The following is a 15019-nucleotide window of genomic DNA, read 5'->3' as shown; positions in this document are numbered from 1 at the left end:
CGGACCCTCGGACGAGGCCACACGCCGGTGCCGTGGTGAGCTGCCGGTAGCGTGGGCGGCCATTCCGGAGCGGACGAGGGGGCCTGCGCGCGGTGATCGTCGCGATCGAGGGGATCGACGGGGCGGGCAAGAACACACTGACCCAGGCGCTGGTGGCGGCCCTCACGGCGACCGGGCGGCCCGTGAGCCGGCTGGCGTTCCCCCGGTACGACGTCGAGCCGCTCGGGCCGGCGGTGCGCGCGATGCTCACCGGCGATCAGGCGCTCGCGCCGGTCGCCGCGTCGGTCCGGGCGAGTGCGCTCCTGTTCGCGCTGGACCGGGCGAACGCCGGCCCGGAGCTGGCGGCCGCCGCGGCTGGCGACGCCGTCGTGCTGGTCGACCGGTACGTGGCCTCGAACGCGGCCTACGGCGCGGCTCGGCTGTCCGCGCCGGAGAGGCCCGGTTTCCGCGACTGGGTGGCCTCGATCGAGCTGACCGACCTGGCGCTGCCCAGGCCCGACCTGCAGATCCTGCTGCGGGTCCCGGTCGAGGTGGCCCGGGCGCGGGCCCGCGCCCGCGCGGCGCTGGACGCGAGCCGCGCCCCTGATCGTTATGAGGCTGACGACGCGTTGCAGGCCAGGGTCGCCACCGAGTACGACGAGCTGGCCCGCTCCGGCTGGATCGGTCGCTGGCTCACGGTCGACCGCGCCGCCGCGGCCGGTGACGACGCGAGGGCCGGGTCCGTCAGCGCGGCTGTCGAGGAAGTCCTGCGCGACCTGCGCTGAGCCGGGACGCTGGGAGCATGGACGGGGAGAGGGCGTCGTCGGTCACCGCGGAGCTCCGAGCGCGGGGTGTGGACGCGGTCGCGCTGACCTTCGTCGACAACAGTGGGATCACCCGCGCGAAATGCGTGCCGGTCGGCGGGCTGGAACGGGCGGCGGTCGTGGGGGTCGGCGCTTCGCCGTCCTTCGACGCGTTCCTGCTGAACGACGACCTCGCCGCCGGACGCTACGCGGGTGGCCCGGTCGGCGACCTGCGGCTGCGCCCGGACCTCGACCGGGTCGTCCCGCTGGCGGCGCAGCCGGGCTGGGCCTGGGCGCCGGCCGACCGGTTCGACCAGCTTGGCCGCCCGCATCCGCAGGACACCCGCGCGATCCTGCGCCGCGAGGCCGAGGGGTTCGCCGAGCGTCACCTGCCCGCGTTGGCCGGGATCGAGATCGAGTGGACGATCTACCCGGACCGGCCGGGTGATGCCGTGCCCCGGCCGGCGGCGGCCGGGCCGGCCTACGGCCTGGAGCGGGTGATCGAGCAGGCGGACTACCTGCGGGACATCGTCCGCGCGCTCACCGAGCAGGGGCTCACCGTCGAGCAGATCCATCCCGAGTACGCGCCCGGCCAGTTCGAGGTCTCGACCGCTCCCGAGGATCCGCTCGGCGCGGCCGACAGCAGCGTGCTGGTCCGCCAGACGATCCGGGCCGTCGGCGCCCGGCACGGGCTGCGTACCTCGTTCTCGCCGGCGGTCGTCGCGGCCGGCGTCGGCAACGGCGGGCACGCCCACGTGAGCCTGCGTCGCGGCGCGGTCGCAGATCGGGGCGGCGCCGTGCGCGCGGGCCAGGGTGGCGCCGCGGGCGCGGGTCAGGGCGGCGGCCGCGAGGTGCTCATCGACGGGACCGGGCCGGCCGGGCTGAGCGCCCTCGGAGAGCACTTCGCCGCCGGCATCCTGGCTCACCTGCCGGCGCTTCTCGCCGTCGGCGCCCCCAGCGTCGCCTCCTACCTGCGGCTCAAGCCATCCCGCTGGGCCGGGGCGTTCGCCTGCTGGGGCGTGGAAAACCGGGAGGCCGCGCTGCGGCTGGTGACCGGCCTGGCGGTCGGCGGCCAGGCGGCGCAGGCTCCGGACTCCGCCCTGAAGGCAAGCGCCGAGCAGTGGCTCCACGCGTCGCCCCACCTTGAGATCAAGTGCTTCGACCTGACGGCCAACCCGTACCTGATGCTCGCCAGCGTGCTCGCCTGCGGCCGGTCGGGGATCGAGGACGGTGCCCGGCTGCCGGAACCGGTCGACGTCGACCCGGCGGCACTGCCGGCCGCTGAGCGGGCCCGGCGCGGCCTCGAGGCCCTGCCCGGCCGGCTCGGCGACGCGGTCGCCGCGTTCGAGGCCGATCCCGTCCTGCGTGCCGCCTTCGGGGCCGAGCTGCACGACACGATCGTCACGGTCCGGCGGGCCGAGATCGAGCTCTTCGCGACCGCCGACGCCGACGAGGTCGTCGCCCAGTCCCTCTGGCGGCACTGAGCCGCCAGCTCCACGATCGAGCGCGGGCTAGCCGAACGTCGGCAGCCTCACCTTGGGCAGCTGGATGCCGCCGCCGGATCCGTCGCCCGAGCCGTCGTCGGAGGGTGTCGGGGTGGGGCTGCGCCTCGGAGTCGCGCCGGCGGTCGGATGGGGCGTGGACCGGGCGGACGCGGTGGGGGCTCGTGTCGTCGTCGCCGTGCCATGGGACGCGTCGGCCGACGACGGGAGATCCGCTGCCGTCAGTGAGTCGTCGACGGTCGTGGCGCTGGGGAGTGCGGACGTTGCCGCCGGCTGCCCGACCTGGGCGTCGGCCGGCTTCGGGTCACCGGAGTGCATCCCGCCGAACATCAGGCCGATGGCGAGGGCCAGCAGGCCGAACCCGGCCACGATGACCGGGAACGTCGTGACATGCCACGATCGGCGACGATGGACGCCCACGGGGGAACACTATGGGGCATAACGCCCAGGGTGTCAGCAATGGGTGGCCTCGTCCGCCGGCCGTTGATCGCCTTTTGGCCCTCGCGGGGTCGTGGTCGGGCGATTTCCGCAACCACTTGAGGGCGGGGCTGAGACGGCGATCAACGCGCGAAGGTGACGGCGGCTGCCGGGACAGCCGGGCCTCGATCGGGGTCAGGCCTGGGCGGCGGCCTTGCGGGCGTCGCGGTTCGCCTTCTTCTCGGCCTGACGGGTGGCGAAGGAGTCGAGGCCCTCCAGGAAGGCAGCCACCTCGTCCCTCGCCTGCGAGGCCGCGGCGTCGAGGCCCTCGAGCTGGAAGAACTTCACCTGCCGCAGGACCGGCGTCAGCACCTCGTCGTGGTGGATGCGCAGGTCGTAGATGCCGGCCTCGGCGATGCGGCGGGCCTTCTCGGCGAAGTCCAGGATGCCGGTGCCGGGCATCTCGAAGCCGAGAACCTCGTCGCGGATCGCCTGAACGGTCCCATTCGGGTCGAAGTCCAGCGCGGCTGCCATCAGGTTCCGATAGAAGATCATGTGCAGGTTCTCGTCGGCGGCGATCCGCGCCATCAGCTTCTCGGCCACCGGGTCCTCGGCGTACCGGCCGGTGTTGCGGTGCGCGATCCGGGTGGCCAGCTCCTGGAACGTCACGTACGCGATGACGCGCAGCGGGGTCTTGCCGCCACTGCTGTAGCCGACCTGCATCTGGTGCATCCGGCCGCGCTCCAGGGCGACCGGGTCGACGCCCCGGGTGACCAGCAGGTAGTCGCGCATGGCGATCGCGTGCCGGCCCTCCTCGGCCGTCCACCGGCCGACCCAGGCGCCCCAGGCGCTGTCGAGGCCGAAGCCGACCGCGATCTCCCGGTGGTAGCTCGGCAGGTTGTCCTCGGTGAGCAGGTTGACCTCGAACGCCAGCTGCGCGATGTCCGACAGCGTGGACTGCCCCGGCTCCCACGGCAGGGAGTCGAAGTCGCGCCCGAGGCTCCACGGGACGTACTCGTGCGGCATCCACTCGGCGGCCAGGCCCAGGTGCCGGTCGAGGTTCGCCGCGGCGACGGGCTCCAGCTCGCGCAGCAGGTCGGAATCCGTGTACGAGGTCATGGACTGACCCTCGCAGCAGAACCCGAGCCGGACCATGTCCCGGCGGAGTGGACTTTCCGTGGGCGAACTGTTCCCCCGGAACAGCCGAGCGTGGCGGTGGGTGCGCCCGCGGTGGCGGGTCGCCGCCGAACCCGGGCGCGACGGCCGGACCGGGCGGTGCCGCGGGGCCCCGGTGCCCGGGCCACGCTACCGGCCTGGCTGCTCCACACAGCACCGCATTGCCTGTGGATAACTTGTGGAGAACCCGGGGTGGGCTGTGTATAGCCGGGCCGATGGACAGGTTGACTGCTAGGCATCCGGACTATGTGCCGGCTGTGCAGCGGTTTCAGCGCCCATCGGCTGCACAGAGCCTGTGGATACCTGTGGATAACCGATGATGCCGTCGGGGCCGCGGGCCAGACTTTGGGAGCCGTTTACCGTCCGTCCACCGGCCTCCCGGGGCCCGTCGACGCCCCGGAAGGCCGGCTGGCCGGCACCACCCCGCTGGCGCCCCACGCATGTTGACGGGGGATCCGGGGGAAGCACTCCGAGTGCGGCTGCCCAGGATCGAGACGCTCCCGCTCGTCGACCACCACTGCCACGGGCTGGTGCGCCGCGAGCTAGACCGGGCCGACTTCGAGCGAGCCATGACGGAGGCGGACCACCCCGCTCCGGTGGGCACGTCCTTCTTCGACAGCCAGCTCGGGCTCGCGTTGCGGCGCTGGTGCGCACCGGTGCTCGACCTCGCCCCGCACGCCCAGCCGGACGACTATCTGGCCCGCCGGGCAGAGCTCGGCCCGGACGAGGTGGCCACCCGGATGCTGCGCGCGGCGGGTATCGAGGAGCTCTGCGTCGACACCGGCTTCGCCCCGGAGCGGCTGACCGGCGCCGCGGACCTGGCCGGGGCGGCGGGCGCCCGCGCCCATGACGTCGTCCGGCTTGAGCCGCTCGCGGAGCAGGTGGCGCTCGACATCGTGACCGGTCAGGTCGGCGTGGCCCACTTTCCCGACCTGGTCCGCTCCCGGCTTGCCGCCCGTACCGGCCGCGACGAGCCGACCGCCGGTCGCGCCAAGCGGCCGGCCGACCAGGCCAGGAAGGCCGCCGGCCCGGGCGGCGTCGACGTCGTCGGCGTCAAGTCGGTGGCCGCCTACCGGGTCGGGCTTGACCTGCCGTCCGAGCGGCCCACCGACCGGGCGGTGATCGCCTCGGTGCGTGGCTGGGTCAGCCAGCTGCGGGCCGGCGCGCCGATCCGGCTGGCCGACCCCGTGCTGCACAGCTTCCTGATCTGGACCGGCGCGGACCTCGGCCTGCCGGTCCAGATCCACACCGGCTTCGGCGACACCGACCTGCACCTGGCCCGGGCCAACCCGCTGCTGCTGACCGACCTGCTGCGCGAGCTGGTCCCCACGGGCGCGCCGGTGCTGCTGCTGCACTGCTACCCGTACCACCGGGAGGCGGGCTACCTGGCGCAGGTGTTCCCGCACGTCTACGTGGATGTCGGTCTGGCCACCCACAACCTCGGCCGGGGGAGCGCCACGGTGCTGGCCGAGACGCTGGAGCTCGCGCCGTTCGGCAAGATGCTGTTCTCCACCGACGCCTTCGCGCTCGCCGAGCTGTACCTGCTGGGGGCGGAGCTGTTCCGCCGGGGGCTCGGCGCCTTCCTCGCCGCGGGCGTCGAGGCCGACGACTGGACGGCCCAGGACGCGGCGCGGATCGCCGTGATGATCGGCGCCGGCAACGCCCGTCGGGTCTACGGCCTCGCCGAGCCGGCCGCCGCCGCCGAGGCGCCACCGACTCCGTCGCCCGCGGGCAAGCCTCGGGCCGCCAAGCCGCGGGCCGCCCCGAAGGCCACGACCCCGAAGGCGACGACCGCGAAGGCGACCACCGCGAAGGCGACCGCGTCGAAGACGACCGCGTCGAAGGCGGCGTCGAAGCCGGCGAAGGCCACGGCGCGGCAGCCGTCGGCGCCCGCGCAGGAAGCGCCGTCGGCCGCCACCAAGCCCGCGGCGACCAAGCGCGGCGCGGCGCGGTCACGCAAGCGGGTGCCGGGGCCGATCTCGCTGATCAAGGAGCCGCGCGGCAAGGAGCACCACGGCTCGCCCAAGCCGCCCCGGTCCAGGACGCACGGGACCGCGTCTCACCCCAAGACCGGCGACACGGGCTAGGTCCCGTCAGACTCGGCGAGCGTCTCGTGACAGGCCTCGGTGCCGGCGCCCGTGTCGGTCCCGGTTGGGGTCAGACCCGCGACGGCGGCTTCGAGAACCGTGCGCAGCTCATGCAGATCCGGGCCGGGTATCCCGGCGGCTCGGCCGGTGAGAAACCCGATGGGGGCCAGGTAGAGGAACCAGGCGACCGCGTCCGGGGCGAGGTCGGGGCGTAGCTCGCCGTCCTCGCGCGCCTGTACGACGGCGCCGCGCAGCACTTCGAGCCGGTCACGCAGCACCTCACCGAGTGCCTGGCGCAGCGTCGGCTCCCGCCTGGCCGCGACCATCGCCTCCAGCAGCAGCGCCTGCTCGCGGGACAGCCGCCGCCCGCCGGCCGCCGTGGTGGTCATCGTCGCCAGCAGGGCGGCCCCGACCTCGCCGTGGCCGACGTGCGCGACCGCCTCGACCGCGTGGTCGACGGCCCGGCCGGCCGCGTCGGCGAGCAACGAGGCCATGTCCGGGTAGTGCGCGTAGATCGCGCCGGTCGTCACGCCGGCCCGGTCGGCGATGTCGCGAACCCGGACACGGTCGTAACCGCGTTCGGCGAAGAGGTCGACGGCGGCGGCGAGCAGGCGCTCACGAGTCGCCTCCGGCTGGCGACGACGCCCCCCGGGGGTTCTTCCGCTCGCCGGGCTGCGCAGGGCCATCGCACCAGTCTGCCTGGAGCCGAGCCGATTTTGGCCGTGCCCGAGCCCGGCATGAGTAAGGATCTGGCAGGCCTGGCTGCCTCAGCCGGCGCCGCCGGGCGGGCAGTCGAGGGCCAGATCGGCCCGGACCTGGGGCGGCGCGGCGGAGCAGCCGACCTCGAAGCTGCCGAGCTGGACGAGGCTCCAGCCGGACGCGGTGCGATGCAGCACGCCCTGGGCCCGGTCGATCGTGTCGGTGACCGGCAGCAGCTGTGCCCAGGCCCAGTTCGGGTCGCTCCGGGAGAGCTTCGCGCCGACGACCTGGTAGGCGGCCGGCGGGACCTGGCTGGTCAGATCGCTGTGCCGGATGGCCGCGGCGATCGCCGCGGCGTCGGTCGGCGACGCGGCGACGGAGCCGGTCGCGGCCGTGCCCACCGGCGTGGCGGTCGCCGCCCCGGTGGACGCCGTGACGCCGCCGGTCGAGTCGGTGCTCGCCGACGGGTGGGTGGCCGGCGCGGTGCTCGCCGTCCGCTGGATGGGGACCGCCGAAGCGGATCCGTCGCTGGCGAAGGCGACCGCTCCGCCGACCGTCACGACGCTGGCGACAGCGACGGACGCCGCCGGCAGCACGATCCGCCGGGTGACCACCCGGCGGGACAACGCCCGGGTGCTCGTCGGCGCTGAGAGCGCGTGCCGGCCCTGTGCGCGCGTGGATGCCCCGGTGCCGGCGGGAACAGCTCGCGGGACGGACCGGGGGGCGACGCGGTGACGGGCCATGGTTTGCACATCCCCAAGTGTGCTCGGCTCATTCCAACAAACTCTGCGAGAAGCGAGTCAGGCTGCGGACAGGTCACGGTGCGTATTTGCCGTATCTCTGTACAAGAAGCGTCGTGCACGGCGATTGCGCCGGGCAATAGTCCAGCGGTGTCCCACCGTGGCGTTCCCACCACCAGCACGACGAGGGCGGATTTCCTGGCCCGGATGTGCCATTGCGCCGGTTGCCGCGGCCTGATCGATCGCCTGCCGCACGGACGGGGATGGCAGCACCACCGAGACCGGGCTGGCTAGCCGGCTTCTCCCAGTTGTCAGCACTCGGTGCAATGCTGGGGGGAGCCGAACGGGGGAGGGCATGGAACCGGCGCAGGAGCGGGCCGCCGAGCCGGTCGTGGCCGTGGTGGGCGCGTACCGGACCTTCAACGCCGAGGCCGCGCCGGTCCGCGCGCTGCGTGGCGCCTCGCTGACGGTCTGGCCGGGCGAGTTCGTCGCCGTCACCGGGCCCTCGGGCAGCGGGAAGTCGACTCTCCTCAACATCATCGCGGGCCTGGAGCGGGCCGACGGCGGCTCCGTCGTGGTCGCCGGGCAGTCACTCGCCGAGCTGTCCGAGACCCGGCTCGCCCGGCTGCGCCGCCGCCACGTCGGCATGGTCTTCCAGTTCTTCCACCTGCTGGAGAGCATGACGGCGGCCGACAACGTGGTGCTGGCCGCCCGGCTCGCGGGCCTGGGCCGGCGGGCCGCCGTGGACCGCGCGCGCGAGCTGCTCGACGTGCTGGGCCTGCTGGAGCGGGCCGAGGCGTTGCCGGCCACGCTGTCCGGCGGCCAGCGGCAACGGCTCGCGATCGCCCGGGCGCTCGCGGGCGGCCCGACCCTGTTGCTCGCCGACGAACCGACCGGCGCGCTCGACTCGGCCGGCGCGGCCGAGGTGCTCGACCTGTTCACCCGGCTGCACGCCCGCGGCCAGACCATCGTCGTGGTCACCCACGACGCCGCCGTCGCCGCCGGCGCGCAGCGCATCGTCGCCATGCGCGACGGGCAGATCGAGCAGCCGGTGCCGGCAGAGGAGACCGGGTGAGCCTGCCGGACGGCGCGCCACGGGCGCGGGAGGTGGGCCCGCGCCCCGGTGGCCTTCTCGTCGCCGCCGGCGCGTTGGCCGCCGCCGGGGTGGCGGCGGTGTGCGCGCTGCCCCGGGCGCTCGGCGCGGCCTACCCGCCCTGGGCCGTGCTGATTGCCGCGACCGCGGCGCTGCTGCTCGCGGGCGTCGTGGCCGGCCAGGTCGGCGTGCTGCGCCGCAAGGCCGAACAGGCGCTGCTGCTCGCCGCCGACGTGGCCGCCTTCGCGCTGGTCGGCGTCGGCGCGCTGATGGCCGCGGTCCTCACCCTGGGGCGGCTGCCCGCCGACGGCGGGGCCGGCTTCCTGTGGCCGGCGCTGGCCAGCGCCGGGACCGCCGCGGCGCTCAGCGTCGCGCTGCGGGTCCCCGCCCGCCGGGCGGCCCGCCGGGCCGTGCGCGGGGCCCGGTTCCGGCCGGACGACATCCTCGCGACCTTCGGCGAGCAGACCAGCCGGGACGTGCCGCTGGAGACGACGCTCGACCAGCTCGCCGACGCGCTGCGACGCAGCCTGGCGCTGCGCCGCGTCGAGATCTGGACCGGTGCCGGCGGCCGGCTCACCGCCGCCGTCGTCCTGCCGGACTCCCCGCCGTCCCGGTCCGGCCCGAGCGGACTGGCCGGGGTGCCCGGTCTCGACGTGGCGGACGGCCCCAGCCAGGCGCGCCAGGGCAGCTCACTGACCTTGACCGCCGCGGACCTGGTGGCGCTCGCCCGGGCCCGGGTCGCCGGGCCGGGCTGGCTGGCGCTGTGGGTGCCGTTGCTGGTCTGGGGACGGCCGGGGGCCCAGCTGCGCGTCGTGCCGGCCCGGGCCAGCGGAGCGCTGCTCGGGCTGCTGGTCGTCGAGCGGTCGACGGAGGACCCACGGTTCAGCGAGGCCGAGGACCGGCTGCTCGCCGAGCTCGGAACCCGGCTCGGCACCGTCCTGCACAACCGGCAGCTCGACGCGAACCTGCGGGAGGCGCTGGTCGACCTGCGCCGGGTCAACGACGAGCTGCGGGTCTCCCGGGCCAGGCTCGTCGCGGCGGCCGACGCGGAACGCCGCCGGATCGAGCGCGACCTGCACGATGGCGCCCAGCAGCAGCTCGTGTCGCTGGCGATCGGTCTGCGGCTGGTGCGCGACCTGGTCACCGAGGACACCGCGGCGGCCGAGGAGCTGGTCGACGAGATGGCCGAGCAGGTGCAGGCCGCGATCTCCGAGGTGCGCAGCCTGGCGCAGGGCATCTACCCGCCGCTGCTGCGCTCGACCGGGCTCACCGAGGCCCTGCGCGCCGCGGCCACCCGCTCCCCGCTGGGGGTGCGGCTGCGGACGGACGGCGTCGGCCGGCACGCCGCGGACGTCGAGTCCGCCGTGTACTTCTGCTGCCTGGAGGCGCTGCAGAACGCGGCCAAGCACGCCGCCGGCAGCGAGGTCGAGATCGTCCTGGCCGAGCGCGAGAACACGCTGGTCCTCAGCGTCACCGACAACGGGCCGGGCTTCGATCCGAGGCTGGTCGCCGCCGGCGCCGGGCAGACGAACATGCGCGACCGCATCGGCGCCATCGGCGGCACGATCACCGTCGAGTCCGCGCCGGGCGCCGGCGTGCGCATCCACGCGTCCGTGCCCAGCGCGCCGGCCGGAGGCTGACCGATGGCCAGGCCACTGCTCGGCGCCGTCGGCATGGTGGCCCGCGGGCAGCTGCGGCGCCGGTGGGTCGTGCTCGTCGCGACCGGCCTGCTCATCGGGCTGGCCGGGGCGGCCGTGGGCAGTGGCGCCGCGCTGATCCGGCGCACGGCGACCTCCTACGACCGGCTGGAGAGGGCCACCCTGGTGCCGGACCTGCAGATCACGATGACCTCCAACCCGGACCTGGCCTTCCGGGCGGCGGCCGTCGTGCCGGGGGTCAGCGGTGTCTGGGTGACGAGGGCGCTGGTCGCGCGGGTGGAGAACCGGCCGGACGTCCGGTACATCGGGGCCCTCGAGGGCCATCCGGTCGGCTCGGATCCGGGTGCCTACACGCCGGTGCTCGTCGCCGGCCGGTTCTATGACCCGGCCGCGTTGGAGGCCGTCCTCGACGAGCGCGCCGCGAGCCGCTACGGCGTCCACGTCGGCGACCTGATGCCGCTGCGGATGCTGACCCAGAGCGACTACCAGCACTTCGACACCGGTTTCGACGCGCCGGGCGGACCGGCGGTCTCGATCCGGATCACGGGGCTGGTCCGGATGGCCGGCCTCGCCCTGAACCAGACGCCGCTGCTGCTCGCACCGGCCGCGGCGGCGGCCCTGCCATCGGTCGGCATGCTCGTCGCGATCCGCCTGGTGCCCGCACCGCACGCGGTGAGCCGCGCCGACGCGGCGGTGGCGCGGGCCGCGGCCGTCGCGGGGCGGGACCGGCGCGATCCTGACGCCGCCGAGTTCCCGGTCCTCGACGTGACCCACCCGGCGACCGACTCGGACCCGAGGGTCGCGGCGACCCGCCGGGTCCTGGTCACCGGTCTGGTCGTGTTCGTCGTGGCCGTCGCGATAACCGGGCTCGCGACGGGTGCCGCCGCGTTCGCCCGCCATCACGACCTGCGCTGGGCCGAGCAGCGGATCGAGGCGGTGCTCGGGATGCCACCGGCCGCCAGGGTCGCCGCCCGGGTCCTCGCGGCGCTCCCGGCCGCGCTGTTGGCCGGTCTGGTCGCGACGGCCGGGCCGCTGGTCACCGGTGGGCTCGGTCCGATCGGCCCGCTGGCGGCGTACGAGCCGCATCCTGGCTACGCGCCGGACGTCGCGGCGTCGGTGGTCACCGGACTGGTGACGGGCGCCATGGTGGTGCTGCTCGCCGGTTGGTCCGCGGCGCGTGCCGGGCGGGTCGGCGTGGCCACGCGCGGTGCCGCACCGCGGGGTGGCCGCGAGCGTCGGGCCGGGTCGTCGGGCGGCTCGGCGGTCGCCGACGGCTGGGTGCTGGGCGACGCGCGCCGGGCGGCGTGGGGCGGTCCCGGTCCGGCCTGGCCCGGGCCTGCCTGGTTGTGGGTCGGGGTCCGGTTCGCCGTCGGCTCGCGGGTCTCGCCGCTGGTCCGGCGCCCGGCGCTGTTCACCGCCGCCGCCGCGGTCGCCACTCTGGTCGCCGCCGCGACCGTCGGGCAGGGCGTCACCCGGCTCGTCCACGAGCCCGACCGGTACGGGTGGTCGTTCGACCTGTACGTGAACGACGTCCGGCCGGAGATCGTCACCGCGCTGCGGGCCGACCCGTGGATCTCGGCCGTCAGCGAGGCCGCCGTCTCGACCGTGCAGGTCGGCGCGGGCTGCTCGGTGAGCACGGTGGGCTCCGCGCAGGAAAGCTCCCCCGAGGCGGTCGTGCCGACCGGGCCGGTGCCGCAGACCGCGCCGCCGGACCTGACCGGTGGCGGCACTCCGATGGCTCCCACCGCGGCGCCGGCGGTGCCGCGACGGCGCGCGTCGGCTGACCCTTCCCTCCAGGCGGCCAGCTCGGCCGCGGCGGGTTCCAGGCCGGCCGGGCCGGCCGGGTGCGACCAGTTCCCGGCGTACGCGTTCACGGCGGCCAGCGGCCACGTCGGCTGGACGATGCTGGCCGGGCGGCTGGTCGCCGGGCCGGGCGAGGTGGTCGTCGGGACCAGGGCCGCGAGCACGCTGCGCGTCGGCGTCGGCGACACCGTCGACCTCGCGGCCGGACCGTCCGGTGCTGGCCAGCCGCTGCGGCTGAAGGTCGTCGGCGTCGGGCTCGGCCCGGCGATCAGCGGCGAGCGGCTCGGCGCCAACCTGCTGCTCGACCCGAATGCCCTCACCAGCGTCCAGCAGACCGCGCCGCTGCACGAGGCGTTCGTCCGGGCGGCCGACGGCGTCCCCGTCAGCCGGCTGGTCGCCGACCTCGGCGCGCACTACGAGGTCGGCGGCCGCGAGCCGCCCGAGGAGGTCACCAACCTCGGCGGGATCGGTGGGCTGCCCGGGCTGCTCCAGGTGGTGCTCGGGCTGCTCGCGGCCGGCGCGGTCGCCCACACCGTGCTGCGCGACTGGCGGCGGCGGGCCGCGGACGTCGCGGTGCTGCGCGTCCTCGGCGCGACCCCGCCGAGCATCGGGGCCATCGCGGTGACCGCCGCCGCCGTCGCCGCGCTGGTCGCTGTGCTGATCGGCGTACCGGTGGGCCTGGGCGTCGGCCGGCTGATCTGGTGGGAGATCGCGAACGCGGTCGGAGTCGGCACCGACGTGGCCTTCCCGACCGGGCTGCTGCTCGCCCTGCCCGTGACGGCCGTGGCCCTGGCCGTGCTCGTCGCGGGGGTCCCCACCGTCCGTCGGCGCTGGCGGCTCCCCAACCCGCGCAACCGGGTCGGCTGAGCCGGCTGGGGTGCCGGCGCCGGCTCGGCGCGGCTATCCCATGGTCTTCGCGCCGTCGATCGACTCGCGGATCACGTCGGCGTGGCCGGCGTGGTGGGCGGTCTCGGCGATCACGTGCAGCATCACCTTGCGGGCCGACCAGCGCTCGCCGGGTGGGAACCACGGAGCCACCGGCAGCGGCTGGTCGGCGTCGAGATCCGGGCGGCCGCGCAGGAAGTCGTCGGTGCGCTGGGCGACCTGGTCGTAACGCGCCAGGGCGTCGTCGAGCGTCTCGTCGGGGCCGAGCCGGAAGTCGGCGTCCCGCTGCTCCGGGTCCTGCGAGAGCGCCTCGGGCCCGGAGCGCACGAACTCCAGCCACTGCTCCTCGACCCTCGCGACGTGCTTGATCAGCCCACCCAGACACAGCGCGCTCACGGTCGGACGCCCGGCCGCCTGCTCGTCACTCAGCTCCCGCGTCGTGAACCGCAGAAAGAACCGCGTCTGGCTCAACGTGGCCAGCAGATCACCATGCTCCCCACCCAGCACGGCCACATCCGACCTCTCGACCGCCGCCGCGTCGCCCGCCTCGGCCGTCTCGACGGTCCTCACGGCACCGGTGTCGCTCATCGTCGTCATAGCTCCTGCCCTTCGTCCTCACGCCGACCAACGACACCCACGCTAGAAGCGATAACGGCCAGATCCTGTCCTCAATTGCAAGCTCTCCGAAGCCGAAGGCGAGGACCCTGCCGAAGCCGAAGGCGAGCAACCCAAAGCGAAACGCACCCCAGATCCCGACCCTGGACAAGCGCCCGCCTCCGCACTCGTACCCCACCCCCGAATCACGTTGGGGAGGGCGCTCAGCGCCCGAGCCCGGTTGATCGGTCAGCGGGCGCTCCGCGCCCGTTCTGACCGATCAACCTTTAGGGTTGAAAGGTGGTTATCCGGGTGCTCCTCGCTGAGGACGATGCGTTGCTGCGCCACGGCCTCGCGACGCTGATCGAACGGGCGGACGGGGTCGAGCTTGTCGGCGCCGTCACCGACCGTCCGTTGCTGGAGCAGGCCGTTCGTGACCTGTCCCCGGACGTGGTCGTCACCGACATCCGGATGCCGCCGACCCGGACCGACGAGGGCATCCAGGTCGCGGCGTGGCTGCGCCGGGACCACCCGCGGGTCGGCGTCGTCGTGCTCAGCCAGTTCGCCGAGGCCACCTACGCGCTGGCGCTGCTGGAGGGCGGCTCGTCTGGGCGGGCCTACCTGCTCAAGGAGCGGGTCGCCGGCCTGGAGGAACTGTTGCGCGCGATCCGGGCCGTGGCGGCCGGGGAGTCGGTGATCGACCCCGCCGTCGTCGAGGGGCTGGTGGCCGCCAACTCCCGGCGCAGCCACTCCGAGCTCGACCGGCTGACCCCGCGGGAGCGGGAGGTGCTCAGCCACATGGCGCAGGGCTGGAGCAACGCGGCGATCGCGGCCAGCCTGGTGCTGTCCGAGCGAGCGGTGGAGAAGCACAGCAACTCGATCTTCGCCAAGCTCGGCCTGACCGACGAGCCGGACCTGAACCGCCGCGTCAAGGCCGTCCTGCTCTACCTGCACTCCGGCCCCGAGCCAGGCGTCCCAACCCCTGCCCCCGCCCGCCAGCAGCGCCCCAGCCGCTGAGCGCTCCCGGCAAGCCGCGCTCACGCGACAGGGAGGGTAGCCACACCCCCTGACCTGGATGGTCGCATCCTGGGTTCTGGCGCCGCTGGCGGCCAGACTGGACCGCATGACCTCCTCCGCCTCCGTCTCGGTGCTCGTCGTCGATGACCAGCGACCCTTCCGGGCCGCGGTCCGCGCGGTGGTCCGACGCGCACCAGGATTCGTCCTGGCCGGCGAGGCGGAATCGGGCGAGGCCGGCGTCGAGGCAGCCGAGACACTGCGCCCCGATCTCGTCCTGATGGACATCAACCTTCCCGGCATCGACGGCGTCGCCGCCGGCAGCCAGATCCGCGCCGCGGCGCCGAGCACCGTCGTCGTCCTCTGCTCGACCTACGGCCAGACGGACCTGCCCGCGACCGTCGCCGAGAGCGGCATGGACTACCTGCACAAGGCCGACCTCGCTCCCGACGTCCTGCGCGAGCTGTGGCACCGACGCGGTCCCGAGGCTCCGGTCTGACGGGACGGCGGGCCGTTGCCGTGCCCCGCGTCGGTTTAGGGAGCCGTTCAGGAAAACCACAGCCGGCTAC

Annotated in this window: 14 protein-coding genes; 9 read left to right on the top strand and 5 right to left on the bottom strand. The window is 74.9% G+C overall.

Features of this window, described 5'->3' with window-relative positions; all coding sequences use genetic code 11:
* Nucleotides 1-92: 92 nt before the first annotated feature.
* Both FRAEUI1C_RS33830 and FRAEUI1C_RS33825 read left to right on the top strand, forming a co-directional pair.
* The gene (locus FRAEUI1C_RS33830) at nt 93-764 is read left to right on the top strand and encodes a dTMP kinase (protein WP_013427894.1); all 672 of its coding nucleotides are present in this window, start codon (nt 93-95) and stop codon (nt 762-764) included.
* 17 nt (nt 765-781) lie between these two features.
* Entirely contained in the window at nt 782-2266 is a 1485-nt protein-coding gene (locus FRAEUI1C_RS33825) for a glutamine synthetase family protein (RefSeq protein ID WP_013427893.1), read from the top strand.
* Between the two features lie 27 nt (nt 2267-2293).
* Here FRAEUI1C_RS33825 and FRAEUI1C_RS33820 read toward each other — a convergent pair whose 3' ends face one another.
* Both FRAEUI1C_RS33820 and FRAEUI1C_RS33815 read right to left on the bottom strand, forming a co-directional pair.
* A complete protein-coding gene (locus tag FRAEUI1C_RS33820; protein WP_041259817.1) occupies nt 2294-2704 on the bottom strand; it encodes a hypothetical protein in 411 nt (136 codons plus the stop codon).
* 192 nt (nt 2705-2896) lie between these two features.
* Nucleotides 2897-3820, bottom strand: a complete 924-nt coding sequence (locus FRAEUI1C_RS33815; protein WP_013427891.1) for an acyl-ACP desaturase — start codon at nt 3818-3820, stop codon at nt 2897-2899.
* Nucleotides 3821-4350: 530 nt separating this feature from the next.
* Between FRAEUI1C_RS33815 and FRAEUI1C_RS33810 the strand changes: the two genes are divergently transcribed.
* Nucleotides 4351-5964, top strand: coding sequence for an amidohydrolase family protein (locus FRAEUI1C_RS33810; protein WP_013427889.1), 1614 nt, complete (start codon nt 4351-4353; stop codon nt 5962-5964).
* Here the strand turns inward: FRAEUI1C_RS33810 and FRAEUI1C_RS33805 are convergent.
* Both FRAEUI1C_RS33805 and FRAEUI1C_RS41450 read right to left on the bottom strand, forming a co-directional pair.
* Nucleotides 5961-6650: a TetR/AcrR family transcriptional regulator gene (locus FRAEUI1C_RS33805; RefSeq protein WP_013427888.1), complete on the bottom strand. Its 690-nt coding sequence runs from the start codon at nt 6648-6650 to the stop codon at nt 5961-5963. The genes FRAEUI1C_RS33810 and FRAEUI1C_RS33805 overlap by 4 nt on opposite strands.
* A gap of 81 nt (nt 6651-6731) precedes the next feature.
* Nucleotides 6732-7064 carry a hypothetical protein gene (locus FRAEUI1C_RS41450; protein ID WP_232425220.1) on the bottom strand — a complete coding sequence of 111 codons (333 nt, stop codon included), beginning with the start codon at nt 7062-7064 and terminating at the stop codon, nt 6732-6734.
* On the opposite strand from FRAEUI1C_RS41450, the gene FRAEUI1C_RS41445 reads away from it, so the two are divergent.
* The 4 genes from FRAEUI1C_RS41445 to FRAEUI1C_RS33785 all read left to right on the top strand — a co-directional run bounded on the left by FRAEUI1C_RS41445 (nt 7057) and on the right by FRAEUI1C_RS33785 (nt 12824).
* Nucleotides 7057-7398, top strand: a complete 342-nt coding sequence (locus tag FRAEUI1C_RS41445) for a hypothetical protein (protein ID WP_232425219.1) — start codon at nt 7057-7059, stop codon at nt 7396-7398. The genes FRAEUI1C_RS41450 and FRAEUI1C_RS41445 overlap by 8 nt on opposite strands.
* A gap of 360 nt (nt 7399-7758) precedes the next feature.
* On the top strand, nt 7759-8478 hold the full coding sequence (locus tag FRAEUI1C_RS33795) for an ABC transporter ATP-binding protein (protein ID WP_013427886.1): 720 nt from the start codon (nt 7759-7761) through the stop codon (nt 8476-8478).
* Nucleotides 8475-10136, top strand: a complete 1662-nt coding sequence (locus tag FRAEUI1C_RS33790) for a GAF domain-containing sensor histidine kinase (RefSeq protein WP_013427885.1) — start codon at nt 8475-8477, stop codon at nt 10134-10136. The genes FRAEUI1C_RS33795 and FRAEUI1C_RS33790 overlap by 4 nt, the downstream gene beginning before the upstream one ends.
* Nucleotides 10137-10139: 3 nt before the next feature.
* Nucleotides 10140-12824 (top strand): FtsX-like permease family protein, encoded by a 2685-nt coding sequence (locus FRAEUI1C_RS33785; RefSeq protein ID WP_013427884.1) that lies wholly within the window; start codon nt 10140-10142, stop codon nt 12822-12824.
* 33 nt (nt 12825-12857) lie between these two features.
* On the opposite strand, the gene FRAEUI1C_RS33780 is transcribed toward FRAEUI1C_RS33785, so the two are convergent.
* Complete coding sequence (locus tag FRAEUI1C_RS33780) at nt 12858-13430, bottom strand: DinB family protein (RefSeq protein WP_013427883.1); 573 nt, start codon at nt 13428-13430, stop codon at nt 12858-12860.
* 306 nt (nt 13431-13736) lie between these two features.
* Here FRAEUI1C_RS33780 and FRAEUI1C_RS33775 point away from each other — a divergent pair, with 306 nt between their 5' ends.
* The gene (locus tag FRAEUI1C_RS33775) at nt 13737-14453 is read left to right on the top strand and encodes a response regulator transcription factor (protein ID WP_049807065.1); all 717 of its coding nucleotides are present in this window, start codon (nt 13737-13739) and stop codon (nt 14451-14453) included.
* A 106-nt stretch (nt 14454-14559) separates the two neighbouring features.
* Nucleotides 14560-14949, top strand: a complete 390-nt coding sequence (locus FRAEUI1C_RS33770; protein WP_041262117.1) for a response regulator transcription factor — start codon at nt 14560-14562, stop codon at nt 14947-14949.
* Nucleotides 14950-15019 lie beyond the last annotated feature (70 nt).

The organism is Pseudofrankia inefficax, assembly GCF_000166135.1.
In the GTDB taxonomy this organism is placed as follows: domain Bacteria; phylum Actinomycetota; class Actinomycetes; order Frankiales; family Frankiaceae; genus Pseudofrankia; species Pseudofrankia inefficax.
This window is presented reverse-complemented; position numbering and strand designations above follow the sequence as displayed.